We start from the raw sequence: 23,360 nt of genomic DNA, 5'->3' as shown, positions 1-23,360 counted from the left end.
ACCGACCCTGCGCGCGCCATGGCGGGGCAACGCATGCAGGAGCACCCACCTACAATCCGTTGCAACCTCTGCTGCAACCATGAAAATTCTGATTTCCAACGACGATGGCTACCAGGCCCCGGGCATCGTGGCCCTGCATGACGCGCTCAAGACCCTGGAGGGTGTGGAGGTGGAGGTGGTCGCGCCCGAGCACAACAACAGCGCCAAGTCGAACGCGCTGACTTTGCATTCGCCGCTGTACGTACACCGGGCGGCCAACGGTTTTCGGTATGTGAATGGAACCCCGGCCGACTGCGTGCACATTGCGCTGACCGGCTTGCTGGGCTACCGGCCCGATCTGGTGGTGTCCGGCATCAACAATGGCGCCAACATGGGCGACGACACCATCTATTCGGGCACCGTGGGCGCTGCGATGGAGGGTTACCTGTTCGGCATCCCGGCCATCGCGTTCTCTCAGGTGGACAAGGGCTGGGGCGAGCTGGAAGCCGCCGCCGCCAAGGCCCGGGAGATCGTGGCGCAGATGCGCAGCCAGCAACTGGTGAACGAAACCCCCTGGCTGTTGAATGTGAACATCCCCAACATGCCGCTGGATGCACTGCGGCCTGCCAAGTGGTGCCGTCTGGGGCGCCGCCATGCGGCCGAGCGTGTCATCGTGCAGGAAAGCCCGCGTGGCGAGGCGATGTACTGGATTGGCGGGGCGGGTGCGGCCAAGGACGACGCGGAGGGCACGGACTTTCATGCCACGGCGCAGGGCCATGTGTCCATCACGCCGCTGAAGGTGGATCTGACCGATCACGACAGCCTGGGCGCCTGGGCGCAGACGGCGTCCCGATGGGCCGCTGGGGCAGGGGCGGATTCCGCCCCGGACATGTGATGCAGCGCCGCCCTGGGTTTCCGGCCCGTCTGCCGGGCACGGGCAATGCTGGCGCCAAGCCGGTGGTACAGGTGTCGGCACCGGCTTCGGCTCTGGCGGCGCGCAAGCCGGTGGTGGCTGCGCCGGTGGGGGTGGGGCTCGACTCTTCGGCGGTCCGCACCCGCATGGTGCAAAAGCTGGCAGCTGGCGGCATCACCTCGGCACCGGTGTTGCAGGCCATGGGCGCGGTGGAGCGCCACCGGTTTGTGGACAGTGCCCTGGTCAACCAGGCCTATGAGGACACCAGCCTGCCCATCGGGCTGGGGCAGACCATATCCAAACCCAGCGTGGTGGCGCGCATGTGCGAATTGCTGCTGGGTGCCGAGGGCGCGCGCGCGGGCGGCCTGGGCCGGGTGCTGGAGATCGGCACGGGCTGCGGCTACCAGGCGGCGGTGCTGAGCCTGCTCGCGCGGGAGGTCTACACGCTGGAGCGGCTGCGCGGCCTGCACGACCGGGCGCGCGACAACCTGCGCCCGTTTCGGCTGGCCAATGTCCATCTGTTGTTTGGCGATGGCATGCTGGGCTATGCCAAGGGGGCGCCCTATGCCGCCATCATTGCCGCCGCTGGGGGCGATGCGGTGCCCCAGGCCTGGTGCGATCAGCTGGCGGTGGGTGGGCGGCTGGTGGCGCCCATGGCGCTGTCGGGCGGGCAGCAGATGTTGCTGGTGATCGACAAAACCCCGCACGGATTGAAACAAAACGTGCTCGAGCCGGTGCATTTTGTCCCTCTAAAATCGGGGATTGCCTAAAGGGAATTGCTTATGTTCGTATCGCGTGGTCTTGTGGTGGGGTTTACCGTGGCAATGGCGGGGCTGGTGCTCTCCGGCTGTGGCACCCGCCTGAACAAGGCTCCTGTGGAAGATCGGGGCACCTCCACATCTTCTGCGCCTGCGCAGGCTGGCCAGCCTGGCGTGGTGGTGGGCACCCCCATCAAGCCCTTGCCCGGAGCAGAAAATGCGGGCAAACCGGGTTATTACACGGTCAAGCCTGGGGATACCCTGATTCGCATCGGGCTGGAGTCCGGCCAGAGCTGGAAAGACCTCGCCCGCTGGAACAACCTCGATAACGCCAACCTCATCGAAGTTGGGCAGGTGCTGCGCGTGGCGCCTCCCACGGCCGCTGTGGCAGCCACGGCCGTGGCATCTGACAACGGTGTGGTGACGCGGCCTGTGACCTCGTCCACCGTGGCGCCTGCACCGGCCGCGTCGGCTGCCAGCACTCCCAAGCCACCGGCATCGGCGGCCCCCGGCACCGTGGTGGCCGTGGCCCCGGCGACGCCAGCGCCAGCCGCTGCCCCTGCTGGAGAGGATGACATCGCCTTCATCTGGCCCGCGTCGGGCTCGCTGATTGCGGGTTTTGACGAGGCGCGCAACAAGGGCTTCGATATTGCCGGCAAGGCGGGCGAACCCGTGCTGGCCGCCGCCGACGGCCGTGTGGTCTACGCCGGCGCAGGCCTGCGCGGCTATGGCAACCTGGTGATCCTGAAGCACAACAACACCTTCCTCACGGCCTATGCCCACAACCAGTCGCTGCTGGTCAAGGAAGACCAGGCGGTGCGCAAGGGCCAGAAGATTGCCGAGATGGGCAACACCGACGCAGACCGCGTCAAGCTGCACTTTGAAATCCGCCGACAGGGCAAGCCGGTGGACCCCTCGCGCTACCTGCCAGCGCGTTGATCCCTATGGTGGCCGGGCTGCCGCACAGCGGCGATGGCGGTGCGGCCGGCGTGCCTGCTGAAGTCGGCGATGACTTGCTCGGCGAGGAGTCGGAAGCGCTGGTCGAGGCCAGCAGCGAAATGCGCCACATGCTGGTGGCAGCACCGCAGCATGCCGCCCGGCTGGACAAGGCGCTGGCCGATCTGGTTCCTGAGTTTTCCCGCAGCTACCTGCAGCAGTTGCTGGGGCAGGGGCTGGTCAGCCTCAATGGCAAGCCTGTCCTCAAGGCGTCCACCCGCGTCAAGGCGGGCGACCAGCTGGTTCTGGAGATGCGGCCTACGCTGCAAAGCCAGGCGTTCCGCCCCGAGCCCATGGCCATTGACGTGGTGTATGAGGACGAGCACCTTCTGGTCGTGAACAAACCCGCAGGCTTGGTTGTGCACCCGGCGCCAGGCAACTGGAGTGGCACGTTGCTCAACGGCTTGCTGGCCCGCGATGAGAAAGCCCTGCTGGTTCCCCGTGCTGGCATCGTGCACCGGCTGGACAAGGACACCAGCGGCCTCATGGTGGTGGCGCGGAACCGCGCCACCATGGACGCGCTGGTGGCATTGATCGCCGAGCGCAAGGTCAAGCGCCAGTACCTTGCCCTGGCGCACGGCGCCTGGACAGGGCCCAAGAGCCGATCTGTGGATGCCCCCATCGGGCGCGACCCGCGCAACCGGTTGCGCATGGCCGTGGTGGACCTGGCCCTGCATGCAGGCAAAACTGCCCGCACCGACGTGTTGTGGCTGGGAGGCACCGACCAGGGCTGCTGGGTGCAGTGCACCTTGCACACAGGGCGGACCCACCAGATCCGGGTCCACATGGCATCGCTCAAGCACCCGCTGGTGGGCGACACCCTGTATGGCGGTGCGCCCTTGGTGGCCATGCAGCGCCAGGCACTGCACGCCTACCGCCTGGCCTTTGTGCACCCGGTAACGGGCAAGGCGCTGGAGTTCCATGCGCAGGCACCCGAGGACATGCAGCAGGCACTGTCTTCCTGGGGCCTGGGCTACAATGCGCCCTGATGGCCTGATCGGCCCCCTGCCCGAAGACGGAATCCCGCCGGGCCCCTGCGCCGTGCCAACGTCCTTGCACTGCGCGCCATTTTGATTGCCCCCTGCTGTTGATGTGACACCCGTTGCAACGCGTGGCACTTTTCCAGGAATCGCTGAACCATGAACACGGTGGATGCCAAAAGGGTCCTCGAAACTGCGCTGATCTGCGCGCAGCAGCCTGTGCCTGTGCGCGAGCTGCGGGTGCTTTTCAATGATGCGCTGGGGTCTGACACGCTCAAACTCCTGCTGCAGGAATTGCAGCAGGACTGGGCGCAGCGCGGGGTAGAGCTGGTGCAGGTGGCCACGGGCTGGCGTTTTCAGAGCCGCCCCGAGATGCGGGAGTATCTCGACCGGCTGCACCCCGAAAAACCCCCGCGCTACACGCGGGCCACCATGGAAACGTTGGCCATCATTGCGTATCGCCAGCCGGTGACGCGGGGCGACATCGAGGACATCCGTGGCGTGACCGTCAACAGTCTGATCATCAAGCAATTGGAAGATCGGGGCTGGGTCGAGGTCATCGGACACCGGGAAACCGTGGGGCGTCCTGCTCTGTTTGCAACCACCCGCCAGTTTCTGGATGACATGGGCCTGCAGTCGCTGGACCAGTTGCCGGTTTTGGACGACCCCACCGGCAATGCGAATGTGCTGGAGGCCATGGCTGCTGCGGCCCAGGGGGTGATCGTGCCGGAACTGGAGCCGATGTTGGAGCCGGTGTCAGAACCAGGGCCCGAGCCCGAGGCGGTGGATGTGGCGCCTGCGGCGGAGCTGCAGCCGCAGTCCGCCCCTGTCATCGCGGAAAGCGTGAGCCCACCGCTGGTGGACGATTTTTTTAGTGACACGGAGACAGATCTCCGTGGCGACCATATGGATACGGATACCCCGGGCGGTGTCCAGGGAAACACTTGATGAACGATTCGACCCCCGACAATCCGGGCGCAACGCCCGAGGCTGACGCTGCCGATGTGGCTCCTGCTGCCAAGAAGCCTGCTGTCAAGCGCGCACCGCGCAAGAAGGCTGTGCCGGTTTCCGCAGAGGGGACTGACGCGGTGGCAGCGGATTCTGTGGTGGTTGTGGTTGCTCCTGCAGCGGAGGTGTTGGCCGAGTCTCCGAGCCCGGTCGAAGCGCCCACCGGTGCCGAGCTGGCGGTGGCTGTAGAGCCCGCAGCTGCCGGTTCGCAAGCGCCCGGGGCCGAGGGTTCTGCGCCGCGTGGGGAGCGCAAGGGCCAACCCCCTGCGGACCAAAGAGGGCGCCCGCCCCGTGCGGAGGGGGCTGGCCGCGACAAGCGCAAGCCCGCCCCGGCGGTTGAGGGTTACCAGTTCGAGGATGTGGTCTCGGGCCGTTTCGACCAGGATGACGCGTCGGCAGATGTGGCGCCCGCCAAGCGGGTGCTGCTGCCCCAGGTGGAAACGCCCAAGCTGCACAAGGTGCTGGCCCAGGCAGGGCTGGGCTCGCGACTGGAGATGGAGCAGCTCATCCTGGAAGGGCGCATCTCGGTGAACAATGAGCCGGCCCATATCGGCCAGCGCATCCAGTTTGGCGACCAGGTCAAGGTCAACGGCAAGCCCATCCGCTATCGCATCGACCCGCCGCCAGCGCGGGTGATTGCGTACCACAAGCCCGTGGGCGAGGTGGTGACCCATGACGACCCGCAGAACCGGCCGACGGTTTTTCGCAAGCTGCCCCGGCTGATGCAGGGCAAGTGGCAGTCGGTCGGGCGGCTGGATCTGAATACCGAAGGGCTGCTGCTGTTCACCAGCTCGGGCGAACTGGCCAACAAGCTCATGCATCCCCGTTTTGGCCTGGAGCGTGAGTACGCGGTCCGCGTGCTGGGTGCACTCAGTAACGAAGAAAAGCAGAAGCTGCTGGACGGCGTGCGCCTGGACGACGGCATGGCGTCGTTTGGCTCCATCGAAGACGGCGGTGGTGAGGGTTCCAACTGCTGGTACCGGGTCACCATCTCCGAAGGCCGCAACCGTGAAGTGCGCCGCATGATGGAATCGGTGGGGCATGCTGTGAGCCGCCTCATCCGCATCCGTTACGGCGCCATGGTGCTGCCCCGTGGCCTCAAGCGTGGGGCCTGGCTGGAGCTGGACGACAGCGATATCCGGGCGCTGGTCCAGGCGGCGGGTGCGGGGCGCGCTGAATCGGCCGAAGGCCGCGCAGAAGCGGGCCCGGCGGCTGGCGGACGCGGTGGCAATGGCAATGCGCGCAATCGAGGCCGTGGTGGCCCCCGGGGCGGGGATGGCCCCCGCCGGGACATGTCCCAGGGCGGCGGCGGTGCGGGCCCGCGTGGCCAGAAGCCTCGGCGTGACGGCGGCGGGCAAGGGCAGGGCGCGCGTGGCAACAATGCTGCGGGTGGCGATCGCCAGCGCGGTGCGGCCCAGCCCGATCCGATGAAAACCTCGGTGGGGTACATCGGGGTGGACAGCCTTTCTCGACACCGCCAGGACAAACGCCGACCCGGCGGTGGCGGCCCCCGGCGCGGTGGTGGTCGTTAATCTGCTGCCGGGCTTCCACGGTTAGAATCGAGGGCTTTGTCCGGTGGGCAAACGAATCACGGCAACATTATTCATTCAGGAAAATCAACATGGCTATCGAACGCACTCTCTCCATCATCAAGCCCGACGCAGTGGCCAAGAACGTCATCGGCCAGATCTACGCCCGTTTTGAAGCCGCTGGCCTCAAGGTCGTGGCTGCCCGCATGGTGCACCTGTCGCGCCTGGAAGCCGAGCAGTTCTACGGCGTGCACAAAGAGCGTCCTTTCTTCAAGGACCTGGTGGACTTCATGATCTCCGGCCCCGTGATGATCCAGGCCCTGGAAGGCGAAAACGCGATTCTGAAGAACCGCGAACTGATGGGCGCCACCGACCCCAAGAAGGCAGAAGCCGGCACCATTCGCGCTGACTTCGCTGACAGCATCGACGCCAATGCCGTGCATGGCTCGGACGCTGCCGAAACGGCTGCTGTGGAAGTGGCTTTCTTCTTCCCCGGCCTGAACATCTACTCGCGTTGATATGGTGATCCCCATGCCTGTTCCCGCAACCGTGGGATGTCTGCGCCATGGGGACGGTTGCGCCCGGCCCTCCGGGAGGGCGGCGCAATGACCACCAACCTGCTGGAATTTGACCTCGACGGCCTCGCAGCCTTTTGTGAGCAGCTGGGCGAGAAACGTTTTCGTGCGACCCAGCTGTTCCGCTGGATCCACCAGCGTGGCGCGAGCAACTTCGACGCCATGAGCGATCTGGCCAAAGCCCTGCGCGACAAGCTCAAGGGGTGTGCCAAGGTTGAGGCCCTGCCTGTTGTCTCCGAACATGTATCTTCAGACGGCACGGTGAAGTGGCTGTTTGACGTGGGGGACGGCAATGCAGTCGAGGCCGTGTTCATCCCCGAGGATGACCGGGGCACGCTCTGCGTGTCGTCACAAGCCGGTTGTGCCGTGGGCTGCCGCTTTTGCTCTACGGGGCACCAAGGCTTCAGCCGCAACCTGACCACGGGCGAGATCCTGGCCCAGCTGTGGTTTGCCGAGCACTCCCTGCGCAAGCGCTTCAATACCGAAGACCGCGTGATCTCCAACGTGGTCATGATGGGCATGGGCGAGCCGCTGCAAAACTACGCTGCTTTGGTGCCCGCTCTGCGTGTGATGCTGGACGACCATGGCTACGGCCTGTCGCGCCGCCGGGTGACGGTGTCCACCTCGGGTGTTGTGCCCATGATGGACCGGCTCTCGCAGGACTGCCCTGTGGCTCTGGCGGTGTCCTTGCATGCACCGAACGATCCCTTGCGCGACAACCTGGTGCCACTCAATCGCAAGTACCCGATCCAGGAGTTGCTGGAGGCCTGTGGCCGTTATCTCGCCCATGCGCCTCGCGACTTCATTACCTTTGAATACTGCATGCTGGACGGCGTGAATGACCAGCTGGAGCATGCGCAGCAGCTCATCGAGCTGGTCAAGCGCTCCGGGGTGCGTTGCAAATTCAATCTGATTCCTTTCAATCCGTTTCCCGCGTCAGGGCTCTTGCGGTCGGCGCAGAATCAGGTTCTTGCCTTTTCCAAGGTCCTGAGCGACGCCGGTATTGTCACGACGGTGCGCAAGACCCGGGGCGATGACATCGACGCGGCCTGCGGGCAATTGGCGGGCGATGTCAAGGACCGCACCCGCGCTGCGGAGCGCATGGCAAAGCAGCGCACAATCGTGCTCAAACCGGTGACTTGATCAGCAGGCGATCGGCAAACTTCAAGGAGGCTCTACATGGCGGGATTGGTTGGACGCTGGCAGCATTTTGGCCGCTGGACACTCACGGCATGCAGTGCATTGATTTGCATCGCGGCACTCCAGGGGTGTGCGGCCAACAACGCGGCGGCCTTGCGTGAATCAGAGGCGGATATGGTGACGCCCTCCGATGAGCCTGAATCCCGGCGCCGTGCCCGCATCCGGCTGGAACTTGCAGCCAATTACTTTGAGATGGGCCAGACAGCGGTGGCCTTGGATGAGGTCAAGCAGGCCATTGCCGCAGACCCGTCCTATTCCGATGCGTTCAACCTGCGCGGCCTGATCTTCATGCGCTTGAACGACTTGGCGCAGGCAGACGACAGCTTCCGCCGTGCCCTGGCGCTGCGGGGCAACGATGCCAACCTGTTGCACAACTACGGCTGGCTGTTGTGCCAGCAGCAGAAGTATGCGGACGCGGACCAGTATTTTGGTCGCGCGATTGCCAACCCGACCTACATGGCGCGTGGCAAGACACTGATGGCGCGCGGTCTGTGCCAGTCCCGGGCGGGCCAGCTTGCCGAGGCGGAACAGTCGTTTCTGAAGGCCTATGAGATGGATGCTGCCAACCCGGTGGTGGCATACCAGCTGTCCTCCTTGCTGCTGCGGCGCAACGAGCTGACACGGGCGCAGTTTTATATCCGGCGCCTCAACAACAGCGAGCTTGCCAACGCCGAATCGCTGTGGCTGGGCATAAAGGTGGAGCGCGCTTTGGGCGACTCCGTGGCAATGCGGCAACTGGCAGGCCAGTTGCGCAAGCGGTTCCCGGATTCACGGGAGTTGGGTGCTTACGAACGCGGGGCTTTCAATGAGTGAGGTTGTGGAGAGTGGTGGGTTGACGGCGGGTGGTTTGCTGAGGGAGGCCCGCCAGGCATCTGGAATGCACATTGCAGCCCTGGCCGTTGCGCTGAAAGTGCCGGTCAACAAGCTGGAGGCCCTGGAGGCCGACAACTTTACGGTGCTGCCCGATACCGTGTTCGTGCGGGCCCTGGCCTCCAGCGTGTGCCGCGTGCTCAAGGTGGACCCGGCGCCCATTCTGGCCTTGTTGCCACAAAGCCCGAGTCCCAGCCTGGCGGCAGACAGCGCCGGAATCAATGCCCCGGTCAAGGGCAGCGTGGGCAAATCCACGGTGTCCTCTTCGTCGTTCTCCGGGAACGGGTCCGCTTCGCGGTCAGTGGGGTTCGTGGTGCTGGCCTTGCTGGTGGGGGCTCTGGCCCTGTACTTCTTCCCTCGGGGCGAAGACCGCGCGGCCTCCAGTTCAGCGTCTGCTCCTGTGCTTTCTTCGGCCCCAGATGCTGTGCCGACCGGGGCCGCGGATGCGCCTGCGGCTGAGCGGCCTTCGGAGCCCGCCCCCGCGCCTGCTGCAACCGCACCCGCACCGACCTTGGTGGCGGCCCCGGCATTGTCCGCAGCGGTCACTGCAGCGCCCGCGACCGCTACCGCCCCAGCGGCTGCGTCTGCGCCGGTCGTGGGGGCGAGTGCCCCTGCGCCCGCGGCCGACGCACCGGCGGGCACGCTGGTGTTGCGCGCACGCAGTGAATCCTGGGTTCAGGTGAAAGACGCCACAGGCGCTCTGGCCTTGCAGCGCAACCTGGCTGCAGGGGAGTCCGTGTCGGTATCGGCACAGCCCCCGCTGGCGGTGGTCGTGGGGCGTGCCGACGCGACGGAGGTGACGGTGCGTGGCAAGCCGTTCGACCTGGCCGCCGTGTCGCGCGATAACGTCGCTCGTTTTGAGGTGAAGTAGCGTGCAGAACCCTTTGCGTGATTTTGGCCCTGTGGCGGTCGCTGCCCCCTTGCCCCGCCGTTCGCGCCAGGCAAAAGTGACCTGGGGCTCGCGGATCGTGACCGTGGGCGGCGATGCGCCGGTGCGCGTCCAGTCCATGACCAATACGGACACGGTGGATGCCATCGGCACCGCAATCCAGGTCAAGGAGCTGGCTCAGGCCGGATCTGAATTTGTCCGCATCACGGTCAACACCCCCGAGGCCGCCGCCGCCGTGCCCTACATCCGCGAACAGCTGGACCGTATGGGCGAGAGCGTGCCGCTGGTGGGGGACTTCCACTACAACGGACACCGTCTTCTGACGGAGTTCCCCGACTGTGCGCAGGCGCTCTCCAAGTACCGGATCAACCCGGGCAACGTGGGCAAGGGCGACAAGAAGGACAAACAGTTCGGCCAAATGATCGAGGCCGCCATGCGCTGGGACAAGGCCGTGCGCATTGGTGTGAACTGGGGCAGCCTGGACCAGGAGCTGCTCGCCAGCTTGATGGATGCCAACAGCCAGCGCGCGCAGCCTTGGGAGGCGCGCCAGGTGATGTACGAGGCGCTGATCACGTCGGCCATCGAGTCGGCCCGGCTGGCTGAATCCATGGGTCTGAACGGTGACCAGATCATCCTGTCGTGCAAGGTCAGTGGCGTGCAGGACCTGATCGCCGTTTACCGCGAACTGGCCCGCCGCTGCGACTACGCGCTGCACCTGGGCCTGACCGAAGCGGGCATGGGCACCAAGGGCACGGTGGCGTCCAGCACGGCGCTGGGTATCCTGCTGCAGGAAGGCATTGGCGACACCATCCGCGTGTCGCTCACGCCCCAGCCCGGTGAGGCACGCACTCAGGAGGTGGTGGTTGCGTCCGAGATCCTGCAATCGCTGGGCCTGCGGGTGTTCGTGCCCAGCGTTACGGCCTGCCCGGGCTGTGGCCGCACCACCAGCACCACGTTCCAGGAACTGGCCAAGCAGATCGACGACTACCTGCGCGCACAAATGCCCGTGTGGCGCGTGCGTTATCCGGGGGTGGAGGGCATGAAGGTGGCCGTGATGGGTTGCATCGTCAACGGCCCCGGCGAGAGCAAACATGCCGACATCGGCATCAGCCTGCCCGGCACGGGCGAGGCCCCGGCCGCACCGGTGTTCATCGATGGCGAAAAGGCCCTGACGCTGCGCGGTGAGCGCATTGCCGAAGAGTTCCATGCCCTCGTCGAGCAGTATGTCGAGCGCCGCTACGGGCGCCATTGAGTGCTATAAAAATAGTAGTTATCAACGTATATCTATCAGGCGGTGGGGCCTGATTTTTCATCAAAAAAGTACCAGGAAAATACCGCAGTGAGCAAAGTGCAGAAGCTGAGCGCCGTCAAAGGCATGAACGATATCCTGCCCGCCTCGGTGCCGCGCACCGAGAAGCTGCCGACGTCGGCACGCTGGCAGTGGTTCGAGGCCGGGGTGCGCAAGGTGCTTGCCCGCTATGGCTACCAGTACCTGCTGACACCCATCGTTGAGCCCACAGCGCTGTTTGTGCGCGGGCTGGGCGAGGTAACGGACATCGTCGAAAAGGAGATGTACTCCTTCACCGACTCGATGAACGGCGACAAGCTCACCCTGCGCCCCGAGGCCACGGCGGGCATCGTGCGCGCCATGGTCGAGCACAACGCGCTCTACAACGGCCCGCTGCGCGTGTGGACGCAGGGCCCCATGTTCCGCCATGAGCGCCCGCAAAAAGGCCGTTACCGCCAGTTCAACCAGCTGGATGTGGAAGCGCTGGGCTTTGGTGGGCCGGATGTGGATGCAGAAATCATCCTGGTCGCCCGCGCGCTGTGGCGCGAACTGGGTTTGGTGGAAGGCCAGCATGTGCGGCTCGAAATCAACAGCCTGGGCCAACCTGCCGAGCGCCGCGAGCACCGCGAAGCCCTGATCCGCTACTTCGAGCAGCACCAGGACCAGCTGGACGAAGAAGCCCGTCGCCGCCTGCACAGCAACCCGCTGCGCATCCTGGACAGCAAGAACCCGGCGATGCAGACCCTCATCGAGGCCGCGCCGAAGCTCATGGACTTTCTGGGCGACGCATCGCGTGCCCACTTTGACGCCGTGCGTGCCGCGCTGGAGGCCGTGGGCCTGGAATACCGTGTGAACCCGCGCCTGGTGCGCGGCATGGACTACTACAACCTGACCGTGTTCGAGTGGGTGACCGACCAGCTCGGTTCGCAAGGCACGGTGTGTGGCGGTGGCCGCTACGATGGCCTGATCGAACAGCTGGGCGGCAAGAGTGCGCCTGCCGTGGGCTTTGGCCTAGGCATCGAGCGCCTGTTGCTGCTGGCCGATGAGCTGGACCTGCCCATGCCATCGGCTGCGGCGGATGTCTATGCCATCGTGCCGCCTGGCACGCCGCTGCCTCCCGTCATCGTCGCGCTGGAGGCACTGCGCACCGCGGGGTTGAACGTGGTGCAGCACGCTGGCGGTGCCGAAGGTGCGGGCAGCATGAAGTCACAGTTCAAGAAGGCCGACGCCAGCGGTGCGCGCCATGCGCTGATCTTTGGCGAGGACGAACTGGCACGCGGCCAGGTCACCGTCAAGGCCTTGCGTGACGGCAGCGGTGCACAGGCCGAGCACGCCCTGGCCGATGTGGCGCAATGGGCCGCCACCCTACAATCCGTCGCTTAATCCGAATACAGAACCGCTGATTTTTTATGGCCAATCATCTCGATCTTGAAGAACAAGAGCAGCTTGACCAGCTCAAGCATTTTTGGAACACCTGGGGCACGCTGATCAGCTCGGTGGTGCTGGTGGTGGCAGGCAGTGCGGCCGCGTGGAACGGTTACCAGTATTGGCAGAACCGCCAGGCCACCCAGGCGGCGGCGCTCTTCGATGCCGTGGATGTGGCTGCCCGATCAGGCGACAAGACGCGCCTGGAACAGGCTTTTGGCGACCTCAAGTCCAAGTACGGTAGCACCACCCAGGCGGGCCAGGCTGGGCTGACCTTCGCCAAGGCCATGCAGGACACCGGCAACGCCGACGCGGCCAAGGATGCGCTGGGCTGGGTGGCCGAGCAGTCGTCGGATGATGGTCTCAAGGCGTTGGCTAAATTGCGCCTGGCCAGCGTGCTGATGGACCAGAAGAACTATGACGAGGCACTCAAGCAGGTGTCGGGCAGCTTCCCGCCCGAGTTCGCGTCGGTCGCAGCAGACCGCAAGGGCGATGTGCTGCTTCTGCAGGACAAGCGCCAGGAGGCCATTGCGGAGTACACCAAGGCCTACAAGGGCTTCGAAGAAAGCGTTGAATACCGCCGCCTGGTGGAGATCAAGCTGAACGCGCTGGGTGTGTCGCCGAAGGCTGCGACCGTGGCGGCTGCCGCATCTTCCGTAGAAACCAAGTAAACACATGACATTGACTCCACATGCGGTGTCTGGCCGCTCTTCTTTCCTGCGTGGCACCGCGTTGGTGGTGTTGGCTGCGTCGCTGGCGGGCTGCTCGTTGTGGAGCGGTGGTGGCAGCGCAAAGCCTGCACCTGCCGACCTCGGCGCCAATGTCGCTGTCCTGGGGGTCCGGCAGGCCTGGACGGCACGCGTGGGCAACGTTGCTGGCCTGCCCCTGGATGTACACACCCTGGGCAATGTGGTCACCGTGGCTTCCTCCGACGGGGTGGTCGCAGCCATTGATGCCCGTACCGGTGGGGATGTCTGGCGCACGGCGCTGGGCGAGCCGCTGTCAGCGGCTGTGGGCAGCGATGGCAAATCGGCTGCCGTGGTCTCGCGCAGCAACGCACTGATCGTGCTGGAGGCTGGCCGCGAGCGCTGGCGCGAAACACTGGCTGCCCAGGTCTTTACGCCACCTCTGGTGGCTGGCGGGCGCGTATTTGTTTTGTCGGCAGACCGTTCGGTCTCTGCCTACGACGCTACCACAGGGCGGCGCCTGTGGGCGCAGCAGCGACCTGGTGAGCCTCTCGTGCTGCGCCAGGCTGGCGTTCTGCTCGCCGTGGGGGACACCCTGGTGGTTGGCCTGTCGGGCCGCCTGGTGGGCCTGAACCCTGACAATGGCAGCGCGCGCTGGGAGGCGCCTTTGGCCAGTGCACGGGGCACGAACGATGTGGAGCGCCTGGTCGAGTTGGTCGGGCGCATCAGCAAGGTAGGCGACAGCGTGTGCGCGCGCTCGTTCCAGGCTGCGGTGGGTTGTGTGAACACGGCCCGGGGCTCTGTAGCCTGGACGCAGCAAGCCAGTGGCGCTGAAGGTGTCCATGGCGACGCGGATGCGCTGTTTGGTGTCGAAAGCAATGGCACGGTGGTCGCCTGGCGCCGCAGTGATGGCTCGCGCCTGTGGGGGATTGATCGGCTCAAGCACCGCAAGCTGACAGCGCCGCTGTTGCTGGGGCGCTCTGTGGTGATCGGTGACGACACCGGGTTGATTCACTTGTTGTCCCGTACGGACGGCGCCCCCCTCAACCGCATTGCCACGGACGGGTCTGGCATTGCGGCAGCACCTGCCGTGGCTGCAGACACCTTGGTGGTTGTGACCCGCAACGGCAGTATTTACGGATTCCGTCCAGATTGATCGGTTGTATTCAATGAAGCCAGTTATCGCCCTCGTGGGGCGTCCGAATGTCGGCAAATCCACGCTTTTCAACCGCCTGACCAAGTCCCGCGACGCCATCGTGGCGGACTTCGCTGGGCTCACGCGTGACCGGCATTACGGCAATGGCAAGCAGGGCAAGCACGAGTACATCGTCATCGACACGGGGGGCTTCGAGCCCGACGCTTCGAGCGGTATCTATCGCGAGATGGCCAAGCAGACCCAGCAGGCGGTGGCCGAGGCCGATGTGGTGGTATTTGTGGTCGATGCCCGCGCGGGCCTGTCGGCGCAAGACCATGACATTGCCAACTACCTGCGCCGCCTGAGCAAACCCTGTGTGCTGGTGGCCAACAAGGCCGAAGGCATGGTGCAGGGCGTGCAGCTGGCCGAGTTCTATGAGCTGGGGCTGGGCGAGGTCTATCCCGTGTCGGCAGCACACGGGCAAGGTATCCGTGGCTTGGTCGATCTGGCGCTGGCACCTCTGCAATTGCCCGATCCCGACGAGGCGGAGGCTGCGGCCGACAAGGGCGTCATCAAACTGGCCGTGGCGGGCCGCCCCAACGTGGGCAAGTCCACGCTGATCAACACCTGGCTGGGCGAGGAGCGGCTGGTGGCATTTGACATGCCGGGGACCACCCGCGACGCAATCACGGTGCCCTTCGAGCGCAATGGCCAGCGGTTCGAGCTGGTGGACACCGCTGGCTTGCGGCGCAAAGGCAAGGTGTTCGAGGCGATCGAGAAGTTCTCGGTGGTCAAAACGCTGCAGGCGATCGAATCAGCGAACGTGGTGCTGCTGCTGCTGGATGCCACGCAAGGGGTCACGGACCAGGACGCGCACATCGCGGGCTATATCCTGGAAAGTGGCCGTGCCGTGGTGCTGGCGGTGAACAAGTGGGATGCGGTGGATGACTACCAGCGCCAGCAGCTGGAGCGCTCCATCGAGACGCGATTGACGTTCTTGAAGTTCGCTTCACTGCATTTCATTTCGGCCAAGAAGCGCCAGGGCCTTGGACCCCTCTGGACGTCCATCGCCCAGGCCCATCGGGCGGCCACCTGCAAGATGTCCACGCCGGTGCTCACCCGCTTGCTCCTGGAGGCCGTGCAGTTCCAGAGCCCGAAACGGGCTGGCATGTTCCGCCCCAAGATGCGCTACGCGCACCAGGGGGGCATGAACCCCCCGGTGATCGTGATTCACGGGAATTCGCTGGAACACGTGACGGATGCCTACAAGCGCTTTCTGGAAGGTCGCTTCCGCAAGGAGTTTGACTTGGTGGGCACGCCGCTCCGAATCGAGATGAAGACCTCGCACAACCCGTTTGCCGACAAGGACGAGGGTTAAAACAAAGTCGCGAGTGAAGAAGGGCCATGCCTGAACCTGGCGGGGCGGGGCTCTGGCTGTGGTAAGGTGCCGGTTTACAACAACATTTTTGAACACGGAGAATATCGTGAGCAATAAAGGCCAGCTTTTGCAAGATCCCTTCCTTAACGCCCTGCGTCGGGAGCATGTGCCAGTTTCCATCTATTTGGTGAATGGCATCAAGCTGCAGGGGCAGATCGAGTCGTTTGACCAGTACGTGGTGTTGCTTCGCAACACGGTCACCCAGATGGTCTACAAACATGCGATTTCGACCATTGTCCCGGGTCGCGCAGTCAATTTTTCCACCGCAGAAACGCCTGATGCTGACAGCAGCAACCCTTGATTGGTTGCCGCTTGCTAGCCGGTTTTCGTTTTTGAGTCAGGTGGTACAAAAGGGCGGCCCGCTTTGAGTTCGGCTACGCCCCTTCAGGCAGGCACCGCTCCGGTATTGTTGGTGGGGGTGGACTTTGGTCTGCCCCACTTCGACGGTGAGCTGGAGGAGCTGGGTCTGCTGGCACAGACTGCTGGCATGCAGCCTGTGGCCCGCATTACCTGCAAGCGCAAGGCACCGGATGCGGCGCTGTTTGTGGGCAGCGGAAAGGCCGATGAGATTCGTACGTTGGCCCAGATGCATGGTGCTGTGGAGGTGCTGTTTGATCAGTCCTTGAGCCCTGCCCAGCAGCGCAATCTGGAACGGCACATCGAGTTGCCGGTCAACGACCGCACGCTGCTCATCCTCGAAATTTTTGCCCAGCGCGCGCGCAGCCACGAGGGGAAGCTGCAGGTTGAGCTTGCCAAACTTCAGTATGTGAGCACCCGCCTTGTCCGTCGTTGGTCGCATCTGGAGCGTCAAACCGGCGGAATTGGTGCCCGTGGTGGGCCTGGCGAGAAGCAGATCGAACTGGATCGCCGCATGATCGGCGATGCCATCAAGCGTACGCGCGAGCGTCTGGTCAAGGTCAAGCGCCAGCGGTCCACACAACGCAGGCAGCGTGAGCGGCGCGATACCTTCAACATCTCGCTGGTCGGCTACACCAACGCAGGCAAATCCACGCTCTTCAATGCCTTGGTCAAGGCCCGTGCCTATGCGGCTGACCAGCTGTTTGCGACACTCGACACCACAACCCGCCAGCTGTACCTGGCTGATGCGGGCAGATCAGTTTCGTTGTCCGATACGGTGGGTTTTATCCGGGACCTCCCGCACGGGCTGGTGGATGCCTTCCAGGCCACGCTGCAAGAGGCGATTGACGCGGACTTGCTGCTGCATGTGGTGGATGCATCCAATGCCGATTTTCCTGAACAGATGGCACAGGTTGAACGTGTTCTGCAGGAGATCGGTGCTGCTGATATTCCGCAGATCCTGGTGTTCAACAAGCTGGATGCGCTGGCTGATGAGCGGCGCCCGCCGGAGTTGCAGGACCAGTACGAGGTCGCGGGGCATCTGCTGCCCCGGCTGTTTGTGAGTGCCCGTTCGGGCGAGGGGCTTGACCATTTGCGCCATGCGCTCGCTGCCAGGGTGCTGGCCACACAGTTGGACATGACCCCAGGTGATGCCGTTGAATTGCCAGATGCCATGCCTTGATTGGGCACAATGACGGATCGATTGACCCCATCCGAGAACCAGAGACTTTGCGCATGAATTTCCAAAACCGCACCCTACGCTGGGCTTCGCTGCCAGAACGTATTCGGGGCATGTTCAATCTGAATGATCCCCGCTGGGGTCGTGGTGAGGACAAATCGGAAGAGGGGGGGCGCCCTGACGATCGGCAGGGGGGCTCGCCGCAGAATGGTCCCCGCGGGGGCGACCAGCGCCCTGGCAGCGGCCAGCAGCCTCCGGATCTGGATGAACTCTGGCGCGACCTGAACCGCAAGTTGGGTGGCCTGTTTGGTGGTAAGAACGGCGGATCGCGCGGGCCTGGCAATGGTGGCGGTTCGGGGGGCGGCTTTCAGCCAGACATGAAGAGTGCCGGGGTCGGTGTCGGCCTGATTGCGGGCATTGTGTTTGTGATCTGGATGGGCACAGGCTTCTTTATCGTCCAGGAAGGCCAGCAGGCCGTCATCACCCAGTTTGGCAAGTACAAGAGTACCGTGGGTGCGGGTTTCAACTGGCGCTTGCCCTACCCCATTGAGCGCCATGAGCTGGTTTTTGTGACCCAGATTCGCTCCGCTGATGTGGGCCGCGACACTGTCATCAAGAGCACGGGCCTGCGGGAGTCGGCCATGCTCACTGAAGATGAGAACATCGTCGAAATCAAGTTCGCCGTGCAATATCGCCTGAGCGACGCACGCGCTTGGCTGTTCGAAAGCAAGAACCCGTCGGACGCCGTGGTTCAGGCCGCCGAAACCGCTGTGCGGGAGGTGGTGGGCAAGATGCGCATGGACACGGCTTTGGCCGAAGAGCGCGACCAGATTGCTCCCCGCGTTCGCACGCTGATGCAGACGATTCTGGACCGCTACAAGGTGGGCGTCGAGGTTGTGGGTATCAACCTGCAGCAGGGAGGGGTGCGTCCGCCAGAGCAGGTTCAGGCATCGTTCGATGATGTGCTGAAAGCAGGCCAGGAGCGTGAGCGCGCCAAGAATGAAGCGCAGGCCTACGCCAATGACGTGGTGCCGCGCGCGGTGGGGTCTGCCTCGCGCCTGAATGAAGAAGCTGCAGCCTACAAGGCACGCATCGTGGCCCAGGCGCAAGGTGATGCCCAGCGCTTCTCGTCGGTGCTGGCCGAGTATCAGAAGGCGCCCCAGGTCACGCGCGATCGCATGTACCTGGACACCATGCAGCAGATCTATGGCAGTGTGACCAAGGTTCTGGTGGAGTCTCGCCAAGGTTCCAACCTGTTGTACCTGCCGCTCGACAAGATCATGCAGAGCGTGGCGAGTGGTGGTGTGGGGGCTGTGGATGCCCCGGCAACCAGTGCGGCTCCCGCTGCGGCGCCTGCTGCACCGGCGGCCAATTTTTCCAATGATCCCCGGGCGCGTGATTCCAATCGCACCCGTGACCGTGAATCTCGCTAGGAGCCGTTCGTGAACAGAGTTGGATTTATTGCATCCACTATTTTGGTGGTGCTTGCTCTCATGAGTTCGATGCTTTTTGTGGTGGATCAGCGTCAGTTCGGGGTGCTCTATGCGCTGGGGCAGATCAAGGAAGTGATCACTGAGCCTGGCCTCAATTTCAAGCTACCGCCACCGTTTCAGAACGTGACGTACATCGACAAGCGTCTCCTGACCTTGGACAGCACAGACACTGAGCCCATGCTCACCGCTGAGAAGCAACGGGTGGTGATCGACTGGTACGTGCGCTGGCGCATTTCCGAGCCTACGGAGTACATCCGCAATGTGGGGCTCGATGAGAGTGCTGGCGCCATGCAACTCAACCGGGTGGTGCGCAATGCCTTCCAGGAAGAGATCAACAAGCGCACGGTCAAGGAGCTCCTTTCCGTCAAACGGGAAGCCTTGATGGCGGATGTGAAGCGCGAAGTGCTCGACACGGTCCGTGGTGCAAAGCCCTGGGGCGTGGACGTGGTGGATGTTCGTATCACCCGCGTGGACTATGTAGAGGCGATCACGGAATCCGTGTACCGGCGCATGGAAGCGGAACGCAAGCGTGTGGCCAATGAACTGCGCTCCACCGGTGCGGCCGAGGGTGAAAAAATCCGTGCCGACGCGGATCGCCAGCGCGAGATCGCTATCGCCAATGCATACCGGGATGCCCAGAAGGTGAAGGGTGAAGGGGATGCCGAGGCGGCGCGCATTTACGCAGACGCTTTTGGCCGTGACCCGCAGTTCGCGCAGTTCTACCGGAGCCTGGATGCCTACAAAGCCAGTTTCAGCAAGAAGAGCGATGTCATGGTGCTGGACCCCTCTTCGTCTGATTTTTTCAAGGTCTTCCGTGGCGGTGTGCCTGCTGCGTCCCAGGCTGCTCCTCGCAAGTAATACGCCTAGGCGCTGAGTGGTGGGTGTGACCTGGGATAGCCTGTGGACTGCGTTGGCGCTGGTCCTGCTTATTGAAGGCTTGCTGCCCTTCTTCTCACCACAAAGCTGGAAGCGCACAGTCCAGCAGATTGCCCAGCTGCAAGATGGCCAGGTACGTTTTTTCGCGTTTCTGGCCATCATTGCAGGCCTGTTGATGCTCTGGCTCTAACGGTTGTCATCAGGCGTCGCTAGAGATTCTTTGGGTGCCCCTGGCGGGTGCCGGTAGAATCACGGTTTTAACAGCCTCCCCTTTTCTCCATGTCTGCTTGGGTCCTTCCGGATCACATTGCCGATGTCTTGCCGTCTGAAGCGCGGCACATCGAAGAATTGCGTCGCGGGCTGCTTGATACAGCCCGTTGTTATGGCTATGAGTTGGTCATGCCGCCGCTGATGGAGCACCTTGAGTCGCTCTTGACGGGCACGGGCGAAGCGCTGGACCTCCAGACTTTCAAGCTCGTCGATCAACTCTCCGGTCGTTCCATGGGGCTGCGGGCGGATACCACGCCCCAGGTCGCCCGCATCGATGCCCACCTGCTCAATCGCAAAGGGGTAACACGCCTGTGTTACTGCGGGCCCGTGCTGCATACGCGTCCTGATCGCCCCCATGCCACCCGTGAGCCACTGCAGTTTGGTGCCGAAATTTACGGCCATGCTGGAGTGGAGGCCGATCTGGAGGCTTTGCAACTGGCCCGTGAATGTCTGCGGATCGCCGAAGTCCGTGACACCATGGTTGACTTGGCAGATGTTCGCATCGTCCGCAACCTCCTTGTAGGCGTCGCGGTGGGCCCGCAGTTGCTGAGCGCGATCCATGCTGCGTTGGCTGCGAAGGATGCCCAGGAGCTGAGAGCGCTGACCCGTGATTTCCCGGTCGAGTCCCGGGAAGGCCTTTTGGCCTTGCTTCAGCTCTACGGCGATTCCTCCGTGTTGGTTGAAGCCGAAAAAGCCCTTCACCGCGTATCTGGTGTGCCAGAGGTGCTATCAAATTTGAAGTGGTTGGCATCACGATTGGAGGGGGCAACGGTGACCTTTGATCTGGCGGACCTGCGTGGCTATGCGTACTACAGCGGCGCTCGGTTTGCGATTTATGCCCGTGGTGCCAGTGACGCGCTGGTCCGTGGCGGCCGCTACGACGAAGTGGGCGCGGTGTTTGGGCGCAATCGGCCTGCCGCTGGATTCAGTTTGGACATCAAGCAGGTGGTGGGTGTGGTGCCTCCCCGTGCATTGAAGGCTGCCATCCGGGCCCCCTGGGGCGAGGGGGCGGATGTGCATGCTGCGATCTCCGACCTGCGCTCCGCAGGGGAGACGGTCGTTTGTGTTTTGCCGGGCCACGGGAGCGAAGTGGATGAGTTCCACTGCGACCGTGAACTGGTGCAGGTCGCGGGCCGCTGGGTCGTGCAGGCTGTTTGAGCAATTGTCATTTGAATTGGGTTTGAGATGAAAGCAACCAAAGGTCGCAACGTAGTGGTGGTCGGTACCCAGTGGGGCGACGAAGGCAAGGGCAAGCTGGTCGATTGGCTGACGGAAAGCGCACAAGGTGTTGTACGTTTTCAAGGGGGGCACAACGCAGGCCACACGCTGGTGATCAATGGCGTGAAGACCGCCCTGCATTTGATCCCGAGCGGCATCATGCGCCCCGGGGTCAAGTGCTACATCGGCAACGGTGTGGTTCTGTCGGCAGCGAAGTTGTTCGAAGAAATCGAGGGGCTGGAAAAAGCCGGTGTGGAGGTCCGCTCGCGTCTGCGCATCAGTGAAGCTTGCCCGTTGATCCTGCCTTTCCATGCCGCGATCGATGTCGCCCGCGAGGCTGCGCGAGAGCAGGGTGGTACCGAAAAAATCGGTACCACCGGCCGTGGCATTGGCCCTGCCTATGAAGACAAGATCGCCCGCCGCGCCCTGCGTGTGCAGGACTTGAAGTACCCCGAGCGTTTTGCATCCAAGCTGCGTGAACTGCTGGACCTGCACAACCACGTGCTCACCACCTATCTGGGCTCCGCCAAGTTCGTTTTTGGCGATGCGCTCAAGCCTTACATCCAGGATGGCAAGGTGCAGTTTGATGTGGTGTATGCCGAAGCCATGCGCCATGCCGAGTTGCTCAAGCCCATGATGGCGGATGTGTCGCGCGAGTTGAATGAAGCCAACCAGGCGGGTGCCAATCTCCTGTTTGAAGGTGCACAAGGCACGTTGCTTGATGTGGACCATGGCACGTATCCCTATGTCACGTCGAGCAACTGCGTGGCGGGGAATGCGGCTGCGGGTTCTGGCGTGGGGCCTGGCATGCTGCATTACATCTTGGGCATCACCAAGGCTTACTGCACACGGGTGGGTGGCGGTCCTTTCCCGACGGAGCTGGATTGGGAAGTCCCTGGAACCCCTGGTTACCACATGAGCACGGTGGGTGCTGAAAAAGGTGTGACCACAGGCCGTAGCCGCCGTTGCGGCTGGTTCGATGCCGCGCTGTTGAAGCGCAGTGCGCAGGTCAACGGCCTCTCGGGCCTGTGTATCACGAAGCTGGATGTGCTCGATGGATTGACCGAGCTGCTGTTGTGTACTGGCTACGAGCTGGATGGCGAACGCATCGACTTGCTGCCTATGGGTGCGGATGACATTGCCCGCTGCACTCCCATCTATGAAACGCTGCCAGGCTGGAGTGAGTCCACTGTGGGGGTGACCGACTACGCAAAGCTGCCAGAAAGCGCTCGTCGTTATCTGGAGCGTATCGAGCAAGTCACGGGTGTTCCCATTGACATGATCTCGACCAGCCCTGATCGGGACCACACGATCATGATGCGTCACCCCTATGTCGCGGGTTGACCTTCGGGGTTACCTTGTCTCTGTTGTCTTAGCAGCCACCACCTATTCAGGAGCCATTCCATGTTGACCGAAGACGGAAAACACCTCTATGTCAGTTACGACGAGTACCACAGTCTCATCGAGAAGCTGGCGCTCAAGGTGCATCAGTCCGGGTGGGCGTTCGATACGATTCTGTGCCTGGCCCGTGGTGGTCTGCGTCCCGGTGACATCCTGAGCCGCATTTTCGACAAACCGCTGGCCATCATGTCCACCAGCTCCTATCGGGCCGAGGCTGGTACCGTGCAGGGGCACCTCGACATTGCGCGCTTTATCACAACCCCCAAGGGTGAGATTGCAGGCAAAGTGTTGCTGGTGGATGACTTGGCGGACTCTGGGCACACTCTGCATGCAGTCATTGACATGCTCAAGACGAGCTACGCACCAATCACGGAGCTGCGCAGTGCAGTGATCTGGACCAAGGGGCTGTCAACGTTCACTCCCGACTACTCCGTGGAGTTCCTGCCGACGAATCCCTGGATTCATCAGCCGTTTGAAGGCTACGACAGCCTGGGCCCGGAAAAGCTGCTGGAGAAGTGGCGGGTTTGATAGGTTGCCAAGAGTTTTCAGAATTCTTGGCAGAACTCCCTCAACCCGTGCTATAGTCGAGGGCTTCGCTTTTGAAGCACTTTCCCCGGATGATCTGATTGCTTGGGGGTTGTGTTCGGTGGCTGGTGGTGGTGCTCTTTGGGGCTGCGCTGCTGGCGATAGAGGGGGCTGAAGAAAAGTTTTGTTTTGTTGTCTGGGTGTTTAAAAACTCGGTATAGAATACAAGGCTTCGCTGAGTGAGGCGGGTTGTTGGCAGGTGCTGATGGCTTCGAAAGAAAAGCAAAAAGTTTGACAGTTCTTAAAAAACTGTGCTAGAATTCAAGGCTCAGCTGATCGCAGCTAAGTCGGGAAAACGAGGAAAGACTTCG

Annotated in this window: 23 protein-coding genes; all 23 read left to right on the top strand. The window is 63.2% G+C overall.

Translation table 11 applies throughout. The features are described from left to right. Positions 1–79 precede the first annotated feature (79 nt). The 23 genes from surE to ACYZGB_RS20615 all read left to right on the top strand — a co-directional run bounded on the left by surE (position 80) and on the right by ACYZGB_RS20615 (position 22,992). Positions 80–874, top strand: coding sequence for a 5'/3'-nucleotidase SurE (surE, locus tag ACYZGB_RS20725; RefSeq protein ID WP_462390739.1), 795 nt, complete (start codon positions 80–82; stop codon positions 872–874). After that, positions 874–1,662 carry a protein-L-isoaspartate(D-aspartate) O-methyltransferase gene (locus ACYZGB_RS20720; protein ID WP_462390737.1) on the top strand — a complete coding sequence of 263 codons (789 nt, stop codon included), beginning with the start codon at positions 874–876 and terminating at the stop codon, positions 1,660–1,662. Before surE ends, ACYZGB_RS20720 begins: the two co-directional genes overlap by 1 nt. Before the next feature lie 12 nt (positions 1,663–1,674). Further along, on the top strand, positions 1,675–2,589 hold the full coding sequence (locus ACYZGB_RS20715) for a peptidoglycan DD-metalloendopeptidase family protein (RefSeq protein WP_462390736.1): 915 nt from the start codon (positions 1,675–1,677) through the stop codon (positions 2,587–2,589). A 5-nt stretch (positions 2,590–2,594) separates the two neighbouring features. Continuing rightward, positions 2,595–3,635: an RluA family pseudouridine synthase gene (locus tag ACYZGB_RS20710; RefSeq protein ID WP_462390746.1), complete on the top strand. Its 1,041-nt coding sequence runs from the start codon at positions 2,595–2,597 to the stop codon at positions 3,633–3,635. Between the two features lie 150 nt (positions 3,636–3,785). Next, positions 3,786–4,574: an SMC-Scp complex subunit ScpB gene (scpB, locus tag ACYZGB_RS20705; protein ID WP_462390734.1), complete on the top strand. Its 789-nt coding sequence runs from the start codon at positions 3,786–3,788 to the stop codon at positions 4,572–4,574. Beyond that, entirely contained in the window at positions 4,574–6,166 is a 1,593-nt protein-coding gene (locus ACYZGB_RS20700; protein ID WP_462390733.1) for a pseudouridine synthase, read from the top strand. Before scpB ends, ACYZGB_RS20700 begins: the two co-directional genes overlap by 1 nt. Positions 6,167–6,255: 89 nt before the next feature. Beyond that, positions 6,256–6,681, top strand: a complete 426-nt coding sequence (ndk, locus tag ACYZGB_RS20695) for a nucleoside-diphosphate kinase (protein WP_063463230.1) — start codon at positions 6,256–6,258, stop codon at positions 6,679–6,681. An 87-nt stretch (positions 6,682–6,768) separates the two neighbouring features. Beyond that, positions 6,769–7,881, top strand: a complete 1,113-nt coding sequence (gene rlmN / locus ACYZGB_RS20690; RefSeq protein WP_462390732.1) for a dual-specificity RNA methyltransferase RlmN — start codon at positions 6,769–6,771, stop codon at positions 7,879–7,881. Between the two features lie 36 nt (positions 7,882–7,917). Then, complete coding sequence (gene pilW / locus ACYZGB_RS20685) at positions 7,918–8,751, top strand: type IV pilus biogenesis/stability protein PilW (protein WP_462390731.1); 834 nt, start codon at positions 7,918–7,920, stop codon at positions 8,749–8,751. After that, positions 8,744–9,679 (top strand): helix-turn-helix domain-containing protein, encoded by a 936-nt coding sequence (locus ACYZGB_RS20680; RefSeq protein ID WP_462390729.1) that lies wholly within the window; start codon positions 8,744–8,746, stop codon positions 9,677–9,679. Before pilW ends, ACYZGB_RS20680 begins: the two co-directional genes overlap by 8 nt. 1 nt (position 9,680) lies before the next feature. Then, a complete protein-coding gene (gene ispG / locus ACYZGB_RS20675) occupies positions 9,681–10,949 on the top strand; it encodes a flavodoxin-dependent (E)-4-hydroxy-3-methylbut-2-enyl-diphosphate synthase (protein ID WP_462390727.1) in 1,269 nt (422 codons plus the stop codon). A 123-nt stretch (positions 10,950–11,072) separates the two neighbouring features. Continuing rightward, positions 11,073–12,368, top strand: coding sequence for a histidine--tRNA ligase (gene hisS / locus ACYZGB_RS20670; RefSeq protein ID WP_462390745.1), 1,296 nt, complete (start codon positions 11,073–11,075; stop codon positions 12,366–12,368). Positions 12,369–12,394: 26 nt separating this feature from the next. Beyond that, positions 12,395–13,081, top strand: a complete 687-nt coding sequence (locus tag ACYZGB_RS20665) for a YfgM family protein (RefSeq protein WP_462390726.1) — start codon at positions 12,395–12,397, stop codon at positions 13,079–13,081. A 4-nt stretch (positions 13,082–13,085) separates the two neighbouring features. Continuing rightward, a complete protein-coding gene (gene bamB, locus ACYZGB_RS20660) occupies positions 13,086–14,252 on the top strand; it encodes an outer membrane protein assembly factor BamB (protein WP_462390725.1) in 1,167 nt (388 codons plus the stop codon). 13 nt (positions 14,253–14,265) lie between these two features. Next, entirely contained in the window at positions 14,266–15,609 is a 1,344-nt protein-coding gene (gene der / locus ACYZGB_RS20655; protein ID WP_063463237.1) for a ribosome biogenesis GTPase Der, read from the top strand. 106 nt (positions 15,610–15,715) lie between these two features. After that, on the top strand, positions 15,716–15,970 hold the full coding sequence (gene hfq, locus ACYZGB_RS20650; protein ID WP_063463238.1) for an RNA chaperone Hfq: 255 nt from the start codon (positions 15,716–15,718) through the stop codon (positions 15,968–15,970). A 63-nt stretch (positions 15,971–16,033) separates the two neighbouring features. After that, positions 16,034–17,209 carry a GTPase HflX gene (gene hflX, locus ACYZGB_RS20645; RefSeq protein WP_462390723.1) on the top strand — a complete coding sequence of 392 codons (1,176 nt, stop codon included), beginning with the start codon at positions 16,034–16,036 and terminating at the stop codon, positions 17,207–17,209. A gap of 53 nt (positions 17,210–17,262) precedes the next feature. Beyond that, on the top strand, positions 17,263–18,639 hold the full coding sequence (gene hflK, locus ACYZGB_RS20640; protein ID WP_462390722.1) for an FtsH protease activity modulator HflK: 1,377 nt from the start codon (positions 17,263–17,265) through the stop codon (positions 18,637–18,639). Between the two features lie 9 nt (positions 18,640–18,648). Beyond that, the gene (gene hflC / locus ACYZGB_RS20635) at positions 18,649–19,557 is read left to right on the top strand and encodes a protease modulator HflC (RefSeq protein ID WP_462390720.1); all 909 of its coding nucleotides are present in this window, start codon (positions 18,649–18,651) and stop codon (positions 19,555–19,557) included. Between the two features lie 25 nt (positions 19,558–19,582). Next, positions 19,583–19,765: a DUF2065 domain-containing protein gene (locus ACYZGB_RS20630; protein ID WP_462390719.1), complete on the top strand. Its 183-nt coding sequence runs from the start codon at positions 19,583–19,585 to the stop codon at positions 19,763–19,765. Between the two features lie 89 nt (positions 19,766–19,854). Continuing rightward, complete coding sequence (locus ACYZGB_RS20625) at positions 19,855–21,003, top strand: ATP phosphoribosyltransferase regulatory subunit (protein WP_462390718.1); 1,149 nt, start codon at positions 19,855–19,857, stop codon at positions 21,001–21,003. A 27-nt stretch (positions 21,004–21,030) separates the two neighbouring features. Next, positions 21,031–22,407: an adenylosuccinate synthase gene (locus ACYZGB_RS20620; protein ID WP_462390717.1), complete on the top strand. Its 1,377-nt coding sequence runs from the start codon at positions 21,031–21,033 to the stop codon at positions 22,405–22,407. A gap of 60 nt (positions 22,408–22,467) precedes the next feature. Then, positions 22,468–22,992, top strand: a complete 525-nt coding sequence (locus ACYZGB_RS20615; protein WP_462390716.1) for a phosphoribosyltransferase — start codon at positions 22,468–22,470, stop codon at positions 22,990–22,992. The last annotated feature ends 368 nt before the right edge of the window (positions 22,993–23,360 follow it).

Source organism: Acidovorax sp. Q11 (genome assembly GCF_054950075.1).
Note: the sequence above shows the minus strand (reverse complement) of the source record. Positions and strands in the feature narration are given on the sequence as shown.